Here is a 16274-nt window from a genome sequence, read left to right as displayed (position 1 = left end):
CTGGAATTGTAGAGTACCGCAGAATATGGGTTAGGTTAAGTTAAGAAGGGGTGTATTATTGCCTTTAATATAATTGAATATCGACTGCTACAAGATAGCTGACTCTTAAGGTGGTGGTTCATTCGTAAAAAGGATACTTGTTGTGATCGACTACCTTCAACTAATTGTCGGGGATGCAAAGCACAAACAGAACCGCCAGGCGGAAATCAGCCGGGGTTTGAAGCACATGGCAAGAGAGTTCCATGTATCAGTAATTGCCCTTTCCCAGCTCAGCCGCGGCGTTGAAAGCCGGCAAAATAAACGGCCGATGCTGTCAGACTTGCGCGAAAGCGGACAAATCGAACAGGATGCCGACCTCATCGCCTTCCTGTACAGAGATGATTATTACAGCTTGGATTCCGAAGAGGAAAATACCGTTGAAGTCATTTTGGCAAAACAAAGGAACGGTCCGATTGGGACGGTGAAGCTTGCCTTTCATAAAGAATATGGGAGGTTTGAGGAGACAGAGAAGGGTGTGAATAATAAGTTTGATCATGGTGGCCACTATTTTCAAGTCCCCTGTAATTTATCTCAACTGACGTTAGATCATAATTTGTAAATATCTCCACGGGGTCCAATATCTAATACAATAATAATCAAATTATCATTCTCTATACGATACAATAGCCGAAGGGATCCGATACGAATTCGAAAATCATCATGATCGGATCCCTCTAAAGGCTTTACATTTGCAACAGCATATGGATTTTCACGAAGTTGACTAATGACCTCTTTGACTTTGTTTTGTAACCTAGGTGGTAACTTCTGATAATACTTAACTGCAGGCTTTCTGATTTTTACATCATGGCACGGAGATCGTCCCAATCAACGAGATCATCATTTTTAATATCAATATCAGCTTGTTTTAATATTTTCTTTTCTTGATCTGTTAATGGTGAGTTATCAGCTTCAACAATAATATCTTTTTCATCATCTTTATCAATAACAACCCTAATTAGATCATACACGAGTTTTGCATCATTATCAGTCACAAGGTCTACAAGTAGATGAAGGTCTTCTTTGCGAATACTCATTATACCACCCCTTAAATGAGATTAATTTCCCTTTATTATACACAATAAAGTATTCATTTTAAAGGAAAAAGGGGTCAGACTGCCTGGCCGAAATTTACCATGATTGTGAAACGGAGTATGCGGACATAACAGGCATTCCTGCTGGCTTCCGAAAGCTCGACATGCTAACAGGCGGATTTCAGGAATCTGCCTTTATCGTAATAGGAGCCAGGCCCAGCGTCGGGAAGACAGCTTTTGCCTTGAACATAGCGGCTCACGCGTCCAACAAGGATGTATGCCTTGTCTTTTCTTTGGAAATGGCCAAAAAGCAGCTCTTAAAAAGAGCGACAAGTTTCCTTGGTGACATCAGTACCCAAAAGATGAGAAATCCAAGAAAAACGTTTGAGGACCTTTCTTCTATTAGCAGAAATAATGTAGGTTGTCTATCCCAATTTTATATTAAAGAAGAGTACAGACAATATGGGGTTGGATCTAAACTTTTCAATATGTCAATGAAGTGGTTGAAACAATTTGATGATATTGAAGATTATTTTATCTTTGTCTCAAATGGCAATAATAGCGCTTTGGAATTCTATAAACGTAAAGGATTTTCTGTTAGCCATGATATATTGGATGGTTTTATAACCGTTTTACGAAAGAACCTAGTGTAATCAATCAAAATGGCGCGATTCATGTATATAACAATGGAGAGTTTATAGAAGAAATAAAATTTTCTTTTTCCGAAAAAGTACCGAATCTTGATCAAATTGAACAGCTAATGGATACTTATTGCGATCAGCGAGGGATCAGATTTATCCAAGGGCAAATTGTAAACTAAAATCGATATATGCTTTTGCCAAAATGGTATGCCATTACCAGATGGGGGAAAACCGGAAAATTAAATGATCGGGTGGCCTTGCTTTACTTCAATAAGAGGTAAGGCTTTTATTATTGAGCTTTTCTAAAAAATGCTCTCTTTTAGTCATTGTAGATTCTCCTCAATTATGTAGCTTTTTCCTATTCACTTTTTTCCCATAAGGACCAATCCTGCCTTGGTATTGGTAAAGTTTAAATCAAAACTTCCAGTTTTTTTATCATCCGTTATAGCTCACGGTTACAATCATTAGGTCGAAAATTAACCCCTGCATTTTATACGTGGAAATTATGTTTGCCACAGTGCATATACATGATAAAAAGGGGAGGATTTTTCTTGGCTTATTTATGGATGATAACTGTAGGATTTACTATTTGTCTAGGATTATTGGGCGGAATATTTTTCTATTTCTTAAGATCGGGACTAGATACTAAAGATGCGACCAGGATTGACTCTCCAAACGGAAACAGGAAACAGGAGAAGTAACTTTAACAACGGCTGCAAAACAATAGTAAATCTATAGACTAGGACTTTCCTATCGTTTTCCAACAGAACATCTGACTTTCCTTGAGTTGTTCAGAATCATTGACTTAAAATAAGGGGGAACCATAATTTAACATCATATGTATGATTCTATTTTAGTCTGCATGAATCTCAGGAACCCGGACATGCAGATTTTATCATTCGAAAAAACGGCAATACTACGAAACGAGGAAAGGGTACCCTGAACCTATGGTGAATAGTAAAATCTATGAAGCGAAAACATTGATAAGTGCAATGGAAGAGCGGGGAAGTGAGTACGAAAATTTCAGAAATCAGCTTGGTACGTTAAAAAAGAATTTTGCCAGTATTATAGAGCTGGATGATGCCTTCCAGGGAAAAGGTGCGGAAGCGATCAAAGGATTTTTCCAAGCTCAGGTGGAAGTTGTCGATGCCTGGATCCAGCTGATCGATGTGAGAGTTGCATTTTTTAAGGGGATATCTGGTTCTATTGAGGATGTGGAGCTTTCGGGAGACACGATTGTCCAGATTCCTTTTTTGCAAGACGAATTAGGACAAGCCTACACCAGATCAAATCAACTTGTTTCCGCCCAGCAGGATGACCTGCAAAAGATTTTTGATAGCATCAATGACTTGGTTCCTCTGGAAATCTTTTCACGGGACGCGTTTGACGAAAAGATAGATAAAGCTGAACAAAAAAGAAAAAACAGCATTGAACAAGTCCATATATTGGACCATAACATGACAAGCGAATATGAATCATCGGAAAGTGCAGAAACGTATTTGGCTACCTTATTCGGACAACTGCTGGCATCGAGCAGCCAGGGAGGCACCATTTCGCCGCTTTATTTCGATGCGAAATCCTATCATAATAGTGAAGTCTATCAGCTTAAAGATGAAGCAGAAAAACAAAAAGCAGCTTATTTGACTTTCAAGAAGGATCAGGCGGAAGCCAGAATAGTCGAGAAGGAAATCGAAGCACAAGAACAAAGACCATGGTACGAAAAAGCCTGGGATGGTGTGACCACCTTTACGGGGGAAGTAACGGGATATTATGATAGTATCAGAGCCGCCAAAGGAATTGATCCCGTCACCGGTCGAAAGCTATCCAATGCAGAGCGTGTCACTGCCGCGGCATTGGCTGCAGCAGGATTCATTCCTGTTGTTGGCTGGGCAGGAAGAGCCTTTAAAGGCGGCAGTGCTATTTATAAAACAGCCAAAGGAATGAACGCAGCGAACCATGCGCTAGACACTTATAAAACGGCCGAATCTTTTAAAATCCTCGAACAGACGGAAGCAGGCGTCTATGGACTCATATCTGCAAACGGCCTTTTCGAGGCTTCCACCGGAAAAGACATGTTCGGCAACCAGCTTACTGAAGAACAGCAGAAACAAAGCTTGTATCAAGCACTTGGGATTCTTGGTGTTGCCGGTGCTGCCCGTTACATGGACCGAAAGACTTCCAATGGCCTGAAGCTGCCGTATAGCAATGGATATGCAAAAGCCAAAGTGGAAGAAGCTCAGCAAATCCTAAAGGACCTAGGGAAGAAAGTCGGGAATGTGGAAGTACCTGTTGGGGCTCGGGTGTATGAAGCTGCAGGTTACGGCATAAATGCTAAAGTGATCGAGGTTCAAAAGAAAACGATTAATGAATTAAAGCAGGAGTTTTCTTTGAAGAGTGTGGGGGCTGGGGAAACTGGTAAGACTACGATGGGAAATCCAGCTAAGGGTAATGATGTAAAAAAAGCTAGTGATATCTCAGATGACATTATAAAAGATGGAAGTCATATAAATATAAGTGGAAAATTAAAACCAAATATAAAATATCAAGCAGGTGAATATGATTATCAATATAAGACAGATGAATTTGGAAGACTTACTGAATTTAATGCGGATGACTTAAAATTAACAAAACGTGATAATAGATTACCGCATAAGTCCAATACTCCTGGAAAAGAATCTGGAGACCATGCAGGGCATTTAGCTGCAGATAGATTTGGAGGTTCTCCAGATTTAGATAATCTTGTGTCTCAATCAAGTAGCGTTAATTTGAGTATATACAAAAAGTTAGAAAATCATTGGGCTAAAGCAATAGATGAGGGAAAGAATGTTTCAGTTAACGTTAAAGTGAATTACGAAGGGAATGGTTTAAGACCGAGCAGTTTTGATATAGAATATGAAATAGATGGTCGTATGAGGTTTACTAGCATAGAGAACTAGGAGGTGAATATGTGAAGGTATTTGAGGATTATTTTTCAGAATTACAAGCAGACATGGTGGCGATTTGTTTAGAGTATGTCGATAATAAAGCTGATGATATCTTTATCTATTGTTCATATGAACCAAAAATGTATGTTTTTGATTTTTTCTATAAAATTAACGGAAAGATTGTCCATAAAAATCAACTAAATGAGGCTATAAAAGACTTGGATATTCAACACAATCAAGATTATGATGTTTCAAGAGAAAGACAGAATGCTGCACTAAGAATCGGTAATCAAAACTTGAAGCTTATCCATAAAAAGTGTGAAGAATTCAATAACGAAATGCCTACAGAAATGAAATTGCATTATAATGTGAAGCAAAACGGTCTAAAAGGACAATATAAATATGATTTAGTTTATTCAAACGATGACGAACTATTACCTGATGATATTTTTGATTTATGGTTCGAAGAAGTGAAGGAAACTAATTTGTAAAACTAGACCTTGATTGGCTATAAGCCTTTCAAAGTTAATTAATGGGGGTGAAGTGCCGAATATTTTGTGCATTCTTTTCAGAAAATTAATAGTTTTAGTTCGAGATCCTAAAGGGAAGCTATATCCGAAAAAACATTAAAGGGCGAAAGAAATGTGGAAAATTAATCTAGAAGAAATAATTGAGGAAAAAAAGTTGTATGGTGAAAAAGTAAACATTGGTGCTAGTGAAGCAGAATTAACTAAATTTCAGAAAGCTGTAAAAGAAGAGTTAAACTGCGAGTTACTAAATGAATATAGTGAATTTTTGAAAATAATAAATGGTATAGAATTTAATGGGTTTATTTTATATGGAATTGATGAATATTTATTAAAAATTACACCGAATCAACATATTAATGGATTAATTTCTTTAAATCAGATTTGGTATGAAAATGAAGAACAGGAAAAATATTTGTTTTTAGGAGAAAGTAATATCAGTTGGTATGTATATGAAATAAATAAAAAACAATTTATAGAATTAGATAATCCATCAGGAAGAGAAATGGATAGATTTACACATTTTGATGACATGCTTAAAAAAATATTGTCAGATGCATTATTGTAATACATCTATTCTTTAAATGTGTGAAATTTTAAGTGAACTTGATTGGTATTCTACCTTTCAAGTTTTTTTATGAGAAGAAGCCATCTTGTCAGGGGTATATTCGATGAGGCATTGATCCTGTCACCGGCCGAAAGCTATCCAATGCAGAGCGTGTCACTGCTGGGGCATTGGCTGCAACAGGATTCATTCCTGTTGTTGGCTTGGCAGGAAGAGCCTTTAAAGGCGGCAGTGCATTTTATAAAACAGCCAAAGGAATGAACGCAGCGAACCATGCGCTAGATACTTATAAAACGGCCAAATTCTTTAAAATCCTCGAACAGACGGAAGCAGGCGTCTACGGACTCATATCTGCAAACGGCCTTTTCGAGGCTTCCACCGGAAAAGACATGTTCGGCAACCAGCTTACTGAAGAACAACAGAAGCAAAGCTTGTATCAAGCACTTGGGATTCTTGGCGTTGCCGGTGCTGCCCGTTACATGGACAGAAAGACCTCCAATGGCCTGAAACTGCCATATAGCAATGGCTATGCAAAAGCCAAAGTGGAAGAAGCCCAGGAAATCCTGAAGGACTTAGGGAAGAAAGTTGGGAAAGTGGAAGTACCTGTTGGAGTTCGGGTGCATGAAGCTGCAGGCTACGACATAAATGCTTAAGTAATTGAGGTTCAAAAGAAAACGATTAATGAATTAAAGCAGGAGTTTTCTTTGAAGAGTGTGGGGGCTAGGGAAACTGGGAAGGATCTAGTCGGCAAGGTGGAATCAGGAAAACAAGCTAAACCTGAACATATAATTAAAGGAGAATATCGACTAAAACCAAATATTAAATATAATTCAAATGGATATGACTATTCTACAGATGGATTAGGAAGAATTAATAGTGCAAAAGGTAAATTACAATTAGGTGAAGGAAATAGAAATACAACTCACCAGATAAAAACTGGCGGAGAGGACAGAAAACAAGGAGATCATGGCGGCCACTTAATTGCCCATATATTTGGAGGCTCAGGGTTAGTTGACAACATGGTCCCTATGAACGGTAAACTAGTAAATCAAGGTTATTATCGACAGTTAGAAATATCGTGGAAAACTGCTATTGAGGCAGGCCAAGAAGTAATTGTAAATGTTACACCAAAATATAAAGGAGATTCATTGAGACCCACAGAGTTTGTAGTAAAGTATACAATAGATGGAAAAGAAATAAGGAAGCGTTTGGATAATCCTTAGGAGGAAAATATGGAAACAAAAGAAATGGAACAAATATATCAAAGAGTAGCCACTATCTTAAATGAGATGATTCCGGAACCATGGATTAAAATTTATCTTTATGCTGAAGTTGGTGAAGATGGAAGACAGGTATTTTTTTACTACTATCCTGAAAGGAAAAGTGAACCTGTATATAACTTGGAAATTACAAAGTATTATGGTTCGGATCAACAAGCTTTTGAAGAATTGGAAGATGACTTATATGATTGTTTTACAGAACTATGGAACGAATTTGAACAGCAAAAGCAGGAGAAATGGACAAATCTAACATTTACATTGGATCATACTGGTGATATTAATATTGAGTATAGTTATGAAAACTTATCTGAGGTGGACTCTTATAAGCAACAAATTATCTGGGAATATAAGAATCTTGGTATCATAGCTGATGGACCTAGACCAAAAGAAATTATTGATAAATTTTTAGCGAAAAGTAAAGAATAATAGTTTTAAATATTTTGACATAACTTGTTAGGTCTTAACCTTTCAGGGTATTTTTTTGCCTTAAATTTGAGAATGTACCTGGAGGTAAATCGGATGAATGGAACAGGATGAGGGGATATTTACCAATAAATTGAACGAAATGAATTATGGGAAACTTGGTATAATTTCAATATATTTGATCCCGTCACCGACCGAAAGCTATCCAATGCAGAGCGTGTCACTGCCGGGGCATTGGCTGCAGCAGGAAGAGCCTTTAAAGTCGGAAGAGCTATTTATAGAACAGCCAAAGGAATGAACGCAGCGAACCATGCGCTAGACACTTATAAAACGGCCAAATCCTTTAAAATCCTCGAACAGACCGAAATGGGCATCTACGGCCTGGTACCTGCAAACGGTCTCTCTGAGGCAGTCACCGGAAAAGACATGTTCGGAAACCAGCTTACTGTAGAACAGCAGAAACAAAGCTTGTATCAAGCACTTGGAATTCTAGGCGTTCCGGGGCTGCCCGTTACACGGACCGAAAGATCTCCAATGGCCTGAAGCTGCCGTTTAGCAATGGATATGCAAAAGCCAAAGTGGAAGAAGCCCAGCGAATGCTAAAGGACATAGGGAAGAAAGTTGGGAAAGTGGAAATACCTGTTGGAGTTCGGGTGCAAGAAGCTGCAGGCTACGGCATATATGCTAAAGTGATCGAGGTTTAAAAGTAAACAGTAAATGAATTAAAGCAGGATTTCTCTCTGAAGAGTGTGAAGGCTGGGGAAGCCGGGGAGACTACGGTTGGTAATACAACTAAGGGTACGGTGGATATTGACAAGGTACTAACAAAAAATGGAGCATTTAGGGATGCGAAGAGAAGGGCGGGAATACCTAACTCTACTCAGCACAAGAATCATGTTGATGTTTATGATGGGACAAATGAGAATAGAAGAGTATATGAATTTGAAGTAGATGGAAAGAAAAAATATATAATAGAACACAGAGAAGATAAATTTGGACGAGGTCCTCATTTTCATGGTGCTGACGATTTAAAGGGAAGCCCATTAGAAAAAGGAAGATATAATCAGTATCCTGGACATTCACCAGAAGATTTTGTTGGTTATAAAAAGAAGGGGCAACATGAGGAAGGTGAATAATTTGAGTGGCGAGAGAATAAAAAAGATGGAGTTGTTAAAAAGAAAAAATAGAAGGAAGAATTTAATCAAGGAATTAAACTTCATGAATATTATAGAGGAACCTTTTTTAGATATTGAAGATAACGATTTATTTTGTAAAAAAGTATTTTCATTACTTAACACAAAGAAAAATAAGGTTCTTTTGGAGGGAGATGACTATAAAGAAAATATTCAAAAGTCAATACAGTTGCTAAATGAAACTATTGATAATATAGAAGGAATCCCAAAGAAAGGAAGCCTATTGTTTTTTAGGGAAAACGAAATAGAAGCGGTGTTGATTAATGTTAATGAAGTATTTAGTAACTTAGATAAAGTTCTTAAGTTAACAAAGTTTTTAGAGGGATATGGGGATTTTATTCTAGTTGCAGAAGATCTTTATTTTGGTTTGTGTATAGAACGAACGGAATATTTTTATGAGTTTAGTGTTTGGGGACTAATATTAAAATAAAACATATGAGAACCTAAATTGGCTATATGCATTTCAAAAATGATTGAGAAAGCTATGAAAATTATGGAGAGGATACTTATCTAGATAATGATATACCTAGTGAATATGCTAAATGAAGAGCTAGATTATGAGTAAAGAATTTAAAGAATATCTATCTAAGTTACAAACAGATAAGGCCGCTATCTGTTTGGAGTATCTTGAAAATCAGGCTGAGGATATTTACATTTATTGTTCGTATGAGCCCGAAATGTATGCATTTGACGTATTCTATAAAATTAATGGTCAAGTTGTACTTAAGAATAATTTGAATAATGCAGTTCACTAGTGTTGCATAAATACCGTCAGAATTTTCAGTTTAATATATTTCCCTGTCTAGAGCCAAAAAGGTAATACCCAATCTAAGGTGGCTTCATCCATTTGGAAATTTATTTACATTTAGACTGGAGTGACAGCGACATTTTACTCTTTACGGTACGGATTCTCCCTTGATTTTCCGAATCCGAATATGTGCTGGCTTCCATAAAGCGGCTCTTACATAACGACTAATTTGTAAGGTTTTTCGCTTACTATTCGTTTCGATTTGCGCCAGCACATGTAGGCAAAATACGATAAGCGCTATAAATACTTGGTTTTGAATGGCCCATTCGCTTTGCCCGTAAAATTTCTTGATACTGTGGTGCTGTTTGATCCATTTGTAGCGATAGGTAAGAGTCACCCACGTCTATATCTGAGATATAACGTTCGGGGCTCTTTTCCCTCACCTCACACCGTGCGTGCGACTTTCACAGCACACGTCGTTCCATCAATTATTTGCTTTTAACAAGACCCTTTTAACTTTTCTCTAAAATCTTTTATCTTTTTCTTATGAATTGCTTGATGACATTTTCTATGTACAGTTGCTAGATTTTGTACACGATTTACTTCATCCATAGGTAAATAAGGGCGTATGTGATGGATATGAATATCCTCAGGTGACCATATTGGGTCTGTACATACTCTGCATTTTCCGCCATCGCGATTAAAAGCATATGCCCGGTTTAGAAAATACTCGAAATTATATAGTTTGTTAGTTTTTCCTTTTGCAATGAGTTCAGAGTAATGTAGGCTTAACATATCATCTGCTCTTTTCTCCCTGTTTCTGAATAAGGAGTCTCGTTTTGATTCTTGCTTGTATTCCTTTTCCATTTGCAGAAGCCTAAATTGGTTATGCCAATCTTCAATCCCCCGCTGTATTGAATTGCTGGTATCTGAGTGGTATATTCAGAATGAACGGACGTAAGATTGTTTACTAGATTGGCTGGTGTCCAGTTTCCTCCGTATTTCTTTAGGGCTTTGTATGCTGAATATAGGATTACTTGGCTATACTTTCGCATTTCGATATTTACCCATGTTGCAATTTCGTAATATTGTATAATCCCTCGAATTTTGGAATTTATTTTATTGATTGTATGAAAAATTGTGCCTCTAATATTGGCTCGATCACGATCTTTATGCATTCTTGAATAATCCGGTCGATTATGGTAGGAATCCCCAAGGGACGTTTTTCTTGTTTTTCCGGTTTGGGGATAAACTTCCTTCGTATGAGTCCGGGTTTATAGTGTTGAAGAGCCTTTTGTACTCGATCAATCACTTTTTGGTAATCCTGCTCAAGAATGTTTTTCCTCATGATTTCTTGATCTGTGCCCGGCGTTTGACTCCCTTTATTTGCTTTGATTTTATGGATTGCGGTTAAAATGACCACTTCAGAGGATATAATTTCTAGTAGTCCTTTGAAATTTGGTATATCTCCGTGTTGGATTTTTGCCTTAGCTACCGAATATAAATTATCTTGCAGGTTTCGGAGTTCCGATTCTGATTTTGGATAGTCGAATTGTTGAACCAATGGCATCACCTCCATTTCGGAAGATTGCCTTAATTGGCGTTAGTCAGGTTTGCACAACGGCTTCCTCAACAGATTAATTGGTCTGGATCAAATCGATTCGTAAGTAAATGGAGTTCGTTTCCTTTTGTATCAACGACTTTTAGCAGGCGGAAATAATTTTCTGCCCGGTTTTGCGTTGTGCCAATCAACACCATTTGATCTGATAAAACAGGTGAGTTCTCTGGCAATTTAAAATCATAAATTTCCCGTATAACGGCATTTTTTCGAAGCTTTGACAGAAAAAAGTAGCCATCATCTGTCATACGATCAAAGCGCTCATAATCCAGATAGCCACGATCAAACACATACATGCAATCCTTGTCATCCACCAGCACTTCAAGCTGGCCACGATCATGTTCTTTCGCGGATGTCATCACAGCTTTTTCAGGATTGGATGTCCCTTTTTCCATAAAGACGAGTCGAAGATGCAACTTCACGCCTGCCTTTGTTTTACGGAATTTTGCCCATGGATGATTCGTCAAATTGAGTGGTAATGTGCTGGAATCAATAACTTTCAACGGCATCACGAGCTTAGTATAATGCGTTTTTGCATGAATCTTGGTCACTAAATTAAGAAAAAGCCGATGGAATATATCTGGATTCATGCCATTTAAACGGCGTGACAGCTGAGAAATACTGATAGAATCAAGGTCAGTTCCTTTTTGAAGCTGGTCATCGAAAAGACAATCGCCCAACGCATGCAGACTTTCTATTTCTTGAAGCTGCGCGAAAAGTAGTAATTTCAGGAGTGACTCTGTCGTTAACTTTTTCGTATAGTAATCTAATTTCATCGTTTTCACGTTTTCTTCAAATAATGGAAGATTTATCGGTGAAAACCATTGTCCAAATGAAGTCTTTCCTGTAATCTTGTCCATTTATGGATCCTTTTTTAGTGGATTTGAACGGGTTACCACCTGACTTTATCCATTATAAAGGACTTTTTCTTTGCGCGAAATAAGGTTAGAGAAGATTTTGAGTCTTTTTAATATTGGAAATTAATTAATGCGACACTAGTGATGAAATATATGATGAAAAGAAAGAGTTGGAGCATATTGGTGTAGGTTACCAATACTATATTCGTGGTTTTTTACATGAAAACTCAATAGATGCAGGAATACTTATTTCTGATGAGGATGAGTATTTTGTTGATTGTCCTGATTTAATTGGTAAATTTGTTGAATTGAAAGTTGACCGAATTAGTATTGAATTTTTACAAATATAGAACCATTATATCAAAAGGCTCTCAACCTTAATTAGCGCGCAAATCAAACAACGTGATATTTAGCTTCTCAACGACTTTACAGACAATCGACCCAATCAAGACTTTTGCATTTTTGCAAACAAAACTCTTCAGCTTTATAAAATTACCCCATATGTTTTTGGTGTGGTCAGTACACCTTTTCTTTAGGTTTTGATTTTTTGGCCTCAATTCAAGGAAAAGTATAAACTGAAATTTTGACTAACGCTATTGGTATTTTATTTAACTTTTTCCATCTTAGAGTCTGAATATAAAAAAAATCAATTTTTATATTGAATTACTTCGTTTCTGGTGATATGATGTACTTGAAATACTTTGAAAGGGCTTTCACTACTTTCGATATAATATTTGATAGGGCGTGATATTTTGACAAAGCGTTAATCGATTTTTTTTGAAAATTTATGTTAGGTAATCTTACATAAATGCATACTGTTATTAGATGCTATGCTAATATGAAGTTGTTCTTAGTAAATAACTTTCTGAATTAGAAATAGTGTCTAGCCTGATTTCCCTTTTTAACTTTATTTTTCGGAGTACCCTCCACCTACTCATCAGTGGAGAGCACAAACAGCAGACCTACCACACAAAAATAAGATATACCTCAAACAAACAAGACATCACACACATGACTAGAAACGTTGTTCTATCCACCTACTCATCAATGGAGAGCACAAACAACAGGCCTACCACACAAAAATAAGATTACCGCATACAAAAAAAAGTAATTTTTTTTCTTACTCCTTAACTTCGCAGAAAGAAATAGGGAAAAAAGCCTTGTTGTAACTTAATAGGTCTTCGATCCACTGCTATAGTTGATTTTAAATGGGGTTTTTGTTCATTTTGTTTGTCTTTTTTAGGGATTCAATAAAAATCGGTGAAGGATTGATTTGTAGTCACGATAGTCTAGTCCATTTATTATGTTCCTTGACATTTGTTAGTTATGAATTATGTTTTTAAAATTTTTTAAGTGGAGGTTGATTTTTTATGGGGAAAAGAATTATTGATTTGGCGTTGAAAATTGAAGACAACATTCCAGCACACAAACTATTTCAGAGTCCAATTTACGGAAAGCAGTGGACACATGACTTTAGTGTTTCTCTTGGTCTTGGTGTGGAAGGGGATCCAATTTCGTTTGCGACAAGCCATATCAGTATGTTAGACCATGTAGGGACACATGTAGATGCTTTTTACCACTTTAATCCTAAAGGAGCAGGTATTGATGAGATGCCACTTGATATGTTTTTTGGAAAAGCTGTTTGCTTTGATCTAACTCATATCCCTGACCTTGGAATTATAGACGTTAATGATTTGGAGGAAGCGGAGGCAAAATCGGGTTTAAATGTGGATGGACACATTGTTTTGATGAATACCGGCCTTCATAAGCGGCACTATCCAAATGCTTCTGTTGTTCAGAGTAACCCAGGTCTAAGTGCTGAAGCGACACATTGGCTTGCAGATCGTGGCTCAAAACTTCATGGAGTTGAAGGCCCTTCTACAGACGCACCAAACAATAGTGAATTTCCAAGCCATCGAGTATGTCGAGACAGAGGTATTTCGCACTATGAATGGCTAGTTAATTTAGATGAACTTGTTGGAAAAGGTGAATTTATGTTTTATGGTGTACCTCTCAATTTCCATGGTGGTAGCGGATCACCAGTCCGAGCTTTTGCTGTGTTAGAAGAATAATGATTCAAAGGAGTGAAATATGAGCGACTTAGCATATATGAGTGCAATAGATTTGCGAAAAGCAATACTAGACCGCGAAATTTCGTCAATTGAGCTGGTCAAATCATCGCTAAATCGTCTTGATGAACTTGAACCCAAACTAAATGCCTTTGTTTCAGTTGATTATGAAGGTGCATTGAAACAAGCTAAGGAAGCAGATGAAGAACTTGCTAATGGTAAAGAACTCGGTCCTTTACATGGTTTACCCATCTCAATAAAGGACTTAATTGATGTTAAAGATCTCAAAACGACCTTTGGATCAAGAACGATGGTAAACAATGTGGCTAAAACGGATGCTCCATCTGTGGAGCGTATTCGTAAAGCTGGAGCGTGTATTATCGGTAAAACTACCACGACAGAATTTGGATGTAAAGCAGGTGGAGGGGATAGTCCTGTTACAGGTGTAACTCGAAATGCATGGGACCTTGAGAAAACAACAGGTGGTTCAAGCGCTGGTGCAGCGACGAGTACCGCTGCAGGTATTACACCTTTTTCACTTGGTACAGATGGTGGAGGATCGATTAGAATCCCGTCTTCTTACTGTGGCTTGTTTGGGATTAAAGCTCAGTTTGGGAGAGTACCTATTTATCCAGTAAGTGCAACACCGACACTAGCACATGTTGGTCCGTTGGCCAGAACTGTAAAAGATGCAGCATTGCTGTTAAGCATCATTTCCGGGTTTGATAGTCGTGATCCATATAGTGTGTCAGAAAATGTTCCCGATTTTGTTGCAGCATGTGAACAGCCGATTAATGGTTTGAAAATTGCTTGGAGTCCAACTTTAGGATATGCAAGACCTAATAAGGAAGTGGTGGATGCTACAAATCAGGCTATTAAAACATTTGAAAATATGGGATGTCATATAGAGCTTGTAGACCGTCTTTTTGAGGAAGATCCAATTGATTTATGGACTTCTGAGTTTTATGCAGGTGTTGGTACAAAACTTAAGAGTGCACTTGAAAACTCTCGTGATCTACTTGATCCAGCTGTAGCAGATATTTTAGACCTAGCTCGTAATCAGACAATTGAAGATTACTATAGAAAAGTGATTAAAAGGTTTCAGTTCCGAGAAAATGTTCGGGAAACTTTTAATCACTTTGACATAATTATGTCACCAACACTACCGGTACCACCATTTGGAGCAGGAGAGAATGTACCAGCCGAACTGAGCGACCGCAGCATTGTTTCTTGGGTCTATTACACGTATCCTTTTAACTTAAGTGGAAATCCAGCTGCTTCTATCCCGTGTGGTTTTACTTCTGAAGGCTTACCTATTGGATTACAGATAATCTCTAATACAAATCGTGAGGTTGATATTTTTAAGTTAGCATCGGCCTTTGAAAAAGAAAGACCATGGGCTAGTAAAACTCCATCTTTATAAACAGTAAGATGAGAACTGTTTTTGGAAATATAACAAATCGTTTGTTGGTATTGTTAGGGATACCGCCATTATGAAAGGAGAAAGAATATGAAACAACAAACAAAACTTCGCTTAGATAATTGGAATGATTTAATGCAAAAATTACTTGAGGAAACAAAATCCAGCCGAACAACGCTTCGACTTGATATTCCTAAACATGACATTAAATTGGAAGATGTTATTGCTGAAGCAACAGTAAATGGAGTAATAAAGCTAACTGGTGGAAAAAGTATTACTAATGTGCGTCAGACGGTAATGCCCATTCAATATTTAGAAAAAACGTTAGATATTCTTGTTCAAAATGATTGTCATATAGCTGACCCAGCACCGCCACAGCATTTAATAGAGCATTACGGAGTGACAGCACAAATGTTGGCTCCTATCGTTCATGGGGAAAAATTAGTTGGTCTTATCTCAGTCCATTTTAATGATGGGAAGCGCGATTGGTCAGAAGAGGATATAGCCACTCTTAAAGATATTCAAGCTCAGGTTCAGCAAACTACTTTGGAGTATTACTAATCCAGAATTTAATAGAAAACAAATCTAAATCACCCGTATAGGTGCTATTTATAACAAACCGAGTTAATATCCCAATGGGTAGAAAAAACTATTTGGCAGGTTATATCAATTCCTGTCCGGTCAATTATGCAATTTGTTTTGGGTTTCCATTCTTTTCTTTTTATTGCATGCATAGTCCAAATACCCAATTTCTACATTGAACTACATCATCTTAGATGCTATTACAAAATAGTTTTGCATGTTCTACATTTCAATATAATTAGGTGAAATGAAGAGTTTTTCTGTTTAATAATTTTTAACAATTATTGATTAGATTACCCTTACTTAATCATCGGAAATGGTTTCACATAATGATTCCGAATGTGAAAACCTTTATAG

General features: G+C 37.2%; 19 protein-coding genes and 4 pseudogenes. 17 read left to right on the top strand and 6 right to left on the bottom strand.

Going from position 1 to position 16274, the window contains the following annotated elements; genetic code table 11:
• Positions 1-127: 127 nt before the first annotated feature.
• Positions 128-598, top strand: a pseudogene (locus ELQ35_RS19690) (DnaB-like helicase C-terminal domain-containing protein); the annotation flags it as partial.
• Here ELQ35_RS19690 and ELQ35_RS23855 read toward each other — a convergent pair.
• Both ELQ35_RS23855 and ELQ35_RS19680 read right to left on the bottom strand, forming a co-directional pair.
• Positions 586-864 (bottom strand): type II toxin-antitoxin system RelE family toxin, encoded by a 279-nt coding sequence (locus ELQ35_RS23855; protein ID WP_126866888.1) that lies wholly within the window; start codon positions 862-864, stop codon positions 586-588. The pseudogene ELQ35_RS19690 and the gene ELQ35_RS23855 sit on opposite strands and share 13 nt — an antisense overlap.
• Positions 837-1073, bottom strand: coding sequence for a hypothetical protein (locus tag ELQ35_RS19680; RefSeq protein ID WP_126866887.1), 237 nt, complete (start codon positions 1071-1073; stop codon positions 837-839). The genes ELQ35_RS23855 and ELQ35_RS19680 overlap by 28 nt, the downstream gene beginning before the upstream one ends.
• Before the next feature lie 83 nt (positions 1074-1156).
• On the opposite strand from ELQ35_RS19680, the gene ELQ35_RS19675 reads away from it, so the two are divergent.
• The 12 genes from ELQ35_RS19675 (at position 1157) to ELQ35_RS19620 (ending at position 9053) form a co-directional block, all read left to right on the top strand.
• On the top strand, positions 1157-1723 hold the full coding sequence (locus tag ELQ35_RS19675) for a GNAT family N-acetyltransferase (protein WP_307366573.1): 567 nt from the start codon (positions 1157-1159) through the stop codon (positions 1721-1723).
• Complete coding sequence (locus ELQ35_RS19670; protein WP_126866913.1) at positions 1681-1890, top strand: DUF5370 family protein; 210 nt, start codon at positions 1681-1683, stop codon at positions 1888-1890. Before ELQ35_RS19675 ends, ELQ35_RS19670 begins: the two co-directional genes overlap by 43 nt.
• A 768-nt stretch (positions 1891-2658) precedes the next feature.
• Positions 2659-4647 carry a T7SS effector LXG polymorphic toxin gene (locus ELQ35_RS19665; protein ID WP_126866885.1) on the top strand — a complete coding sequence of 663 codons (1989 nt, stop codon included), beginning with the start codon at positions 2659-2661 and terminating at the stop codon, positions 4645-4647.
• An 11-nt stretch (positions 4648-4658) separates the two neighbouring features.
• Entirely contained in the window at positions 4659-5126 is a 468-nt protein-coding gene (locus tag ELQ35_RS19660) for a DUF600 domain-containing protein (RefSeq protein ID WP_126866884.1), read from the top strand.
• A gap of 151 nt (positions 5127-5277) precedes the next feature.
• Positions 5278-5730 carry a YrhA family protein gene (locus tag ELQ35_RS19655; RefSeq protein ID WP_126866883.1) on the top strand — a complete coding sequence of 151 codons (453 nt, stop codon included), beginning with the start codon at positions 5278-5280 and terminating at the stop codon, positions 5728-5730.
• Positions 5731-5840: 110 nt separating this feature from the next.
• Positions 5841-6380: a pre-toxin TG domain-containing protein gene (locus tag ELQ35_RS19650; protein ID WP_126866882.1), complete on the top strand. Its 540-nt coding sequence runs from the start codon at positions 5841-5843 to the stop codon at positions 6378-6380.
• A 60-nt stretch (positions 6381-6440) separates the two neighbouring features.
• Positions 6441-6950 (top strand): DNA/RNA non-specific endonuclease, encoded by a 510-nt coding sequence (locus ELQ35_RS19645; RefSeq protein WP_246026151.1) that lies wholly within the window; start codon positions 6441-6443, stop codon positions 6948-6950.
• A gap of 9 nt (positions 6951-6959) precedes the next feature.
• Positions 6960-7433: an immunity protein YezG family protein gene (locus ELQ35_RS19640; RefSeq protein ID WP_126866880.1), complete on the top strand. Its 474-nt coding sequence runs from the start codon at positions 6960-6962 to the stop codon at positions 7431-7433.
• Positions 7434-7530: 97 nt separating this feature from the next.
• Positions 7531-7728 (top strand): hypothetical protein, encoded by a 198-nt coding sequence (locus tag ELQ35_RS23850; RefSeq protein ID WP_126866879.1) that lies wholly within the window; start codon positions 7531-7533, stop codon positions 7726-7728.
• Entirely contained in the window at positions 7725-7973 is a 249-nt protein-coding gene (locus ELQ35_RS23845; RefSeq protein WP_126866878.1) for a hypothetical protein, read from the top strand. The genes ELQ35_RS23850 and ELQ35_RS23845 overlap by 4 nt, the downstream gene beginning before the upstream one ends.
• A 206-nt stretch (positions 7974-8179) precedes the next feature.
• Positions 8180-8566 carry an HNH/endonuclease VII fold putative polymorphic toxin gene (locus ELQ35_RS19625; protein WP_246026147.1) on the top strand — a complete coding sequence of 129 codons (387 nt, stop codon included), beginning with the start codon at positions 8180-8182 and terminating at the stop codon, positions 8564-8566.
• Complete coding sequence (locus ELQ35_RS19620) at positions 8550-9053, top strand: YxiF family protein (RefSeq protein WP_126866876.1); 504 nt, start codon at positions 8550-8552, stop codon at positions 9051-9053. Before ELQ35_RS19625 ends, ELQ35_RS19620 begins: the two co-directional genes overlap by 17 nt.
• A 466-nt stretch (positions 9054-9519) precedes the next feature.
• Here ELQ35_RS19620 and ELQ35_RS19610 read toward each other — a convergent pair.
• The 4 genes and pseudogenes from ELQ35_RS19610 to ELQ35_RS19600 all read right to left on the bottom strand — a co-directional run.
• A pseudogene (locus tag ELQ35_RS19610) lies at positions 9520-9750 on the bottom strand (IS4 family transposase); the annotation flags it as partial.
• 119 nt (positions 9751-9869) lie between these two features.
• Positions 9870-10238, bottom strand: coding sequence for an HNH endonuclease (locus ELQ35_RS23280; protein WP_246026146.1), 369 nt, complete (start codon positions 10236-10238; stop codon positions 9870-9872).
• Between the two features lie 247 nt (positions 10239-10485).
• Positions 10486-10935 carry a reverse transcriptase family protein gene (locus ELQ35_RS23275; RefSeq protein ID WP_246026145.1) on the bottom strand — a complete coding sequence of 150 codons (450 nt, stop codon included), beginning with the start codon at positions 10933-10935 and terminating at the stop codon, positions 10486-10488.
• 86 nt (positions 10936-11021) lie between these two features.
• Positions 11022-11849 (bottom strand): annotated as a pseudogene (locus ELQ35_RS19600) (IS4 family transposase); the annotation flags it as partial.
• Positions 11850-12004: 155 nt separating this feature from the next.
• Between ELQ35_RS19600 and ELQ35_RS19595 the strand changes: the two are divergent.
• The 4 genes and pseudogenes from ELQ35_RS19595 to ELQ35_RS19580 all read left to right on the top strand — a co-directional run.
• Positions 12005-12196: pseudogene (locus ELQ35_RS19595) on the top strand (hypothetical protein); the annotation flags it as partial.
• 1020 nt (positions 12197-13216) lie between these two features.
• The gene (locus tag ELQ35_RS19590) at positions 13217-13918 is read left to right on the top strand and encodes a cyclase family protein (RefSeq protein ID WP_126866875.1); all 702 of its coding nucleotides are present in this window, start codon (positions 13217-13219) and stop codon (positions 13916-13918) included.
• A 19-nt stretch (positions 13919-13937) separates the two neighbouring features.
• On the top strand, positions 13938-15338 hold the full coding sequence (locus ELQ35_RS19585) for an amidase (protein WP_126866874.1): 1401 nt from the start codon (positions 13938-13940) through the stop codon (positions 15336-15338).
• Positions 15339-15425: 87 nt separating this feature from the next.
• Positions 15426-15896 carry a GAF domain-containing protein gene (locus tag ELQ35_RS19580; RefSeq protein WP_126866873.1) on the top strand — a complete coding sequence of 157 codons (471 nt, stop codon included), beginning with the start codon at positions 15426-15428 and terminating at the stop codon, positions 15894-15896.
• Positions 15897-16274: the final 378 nt, after the last annotated feature.

Source organism: Peribacillus cavernae (genome assembly GCF_003989135.1).
Classification (GTDB): domain Bacteria; phylum Bacillota; class Bacilli; order Bacillales; family DSM-1321; genus Peribacillus; species Peribacillus cavernae.
The sequence above is the reverse complement of the archived record's forward strand: the minus strand, read 5'-3'. Positions and strand labels throughout refer to the sequence as shown.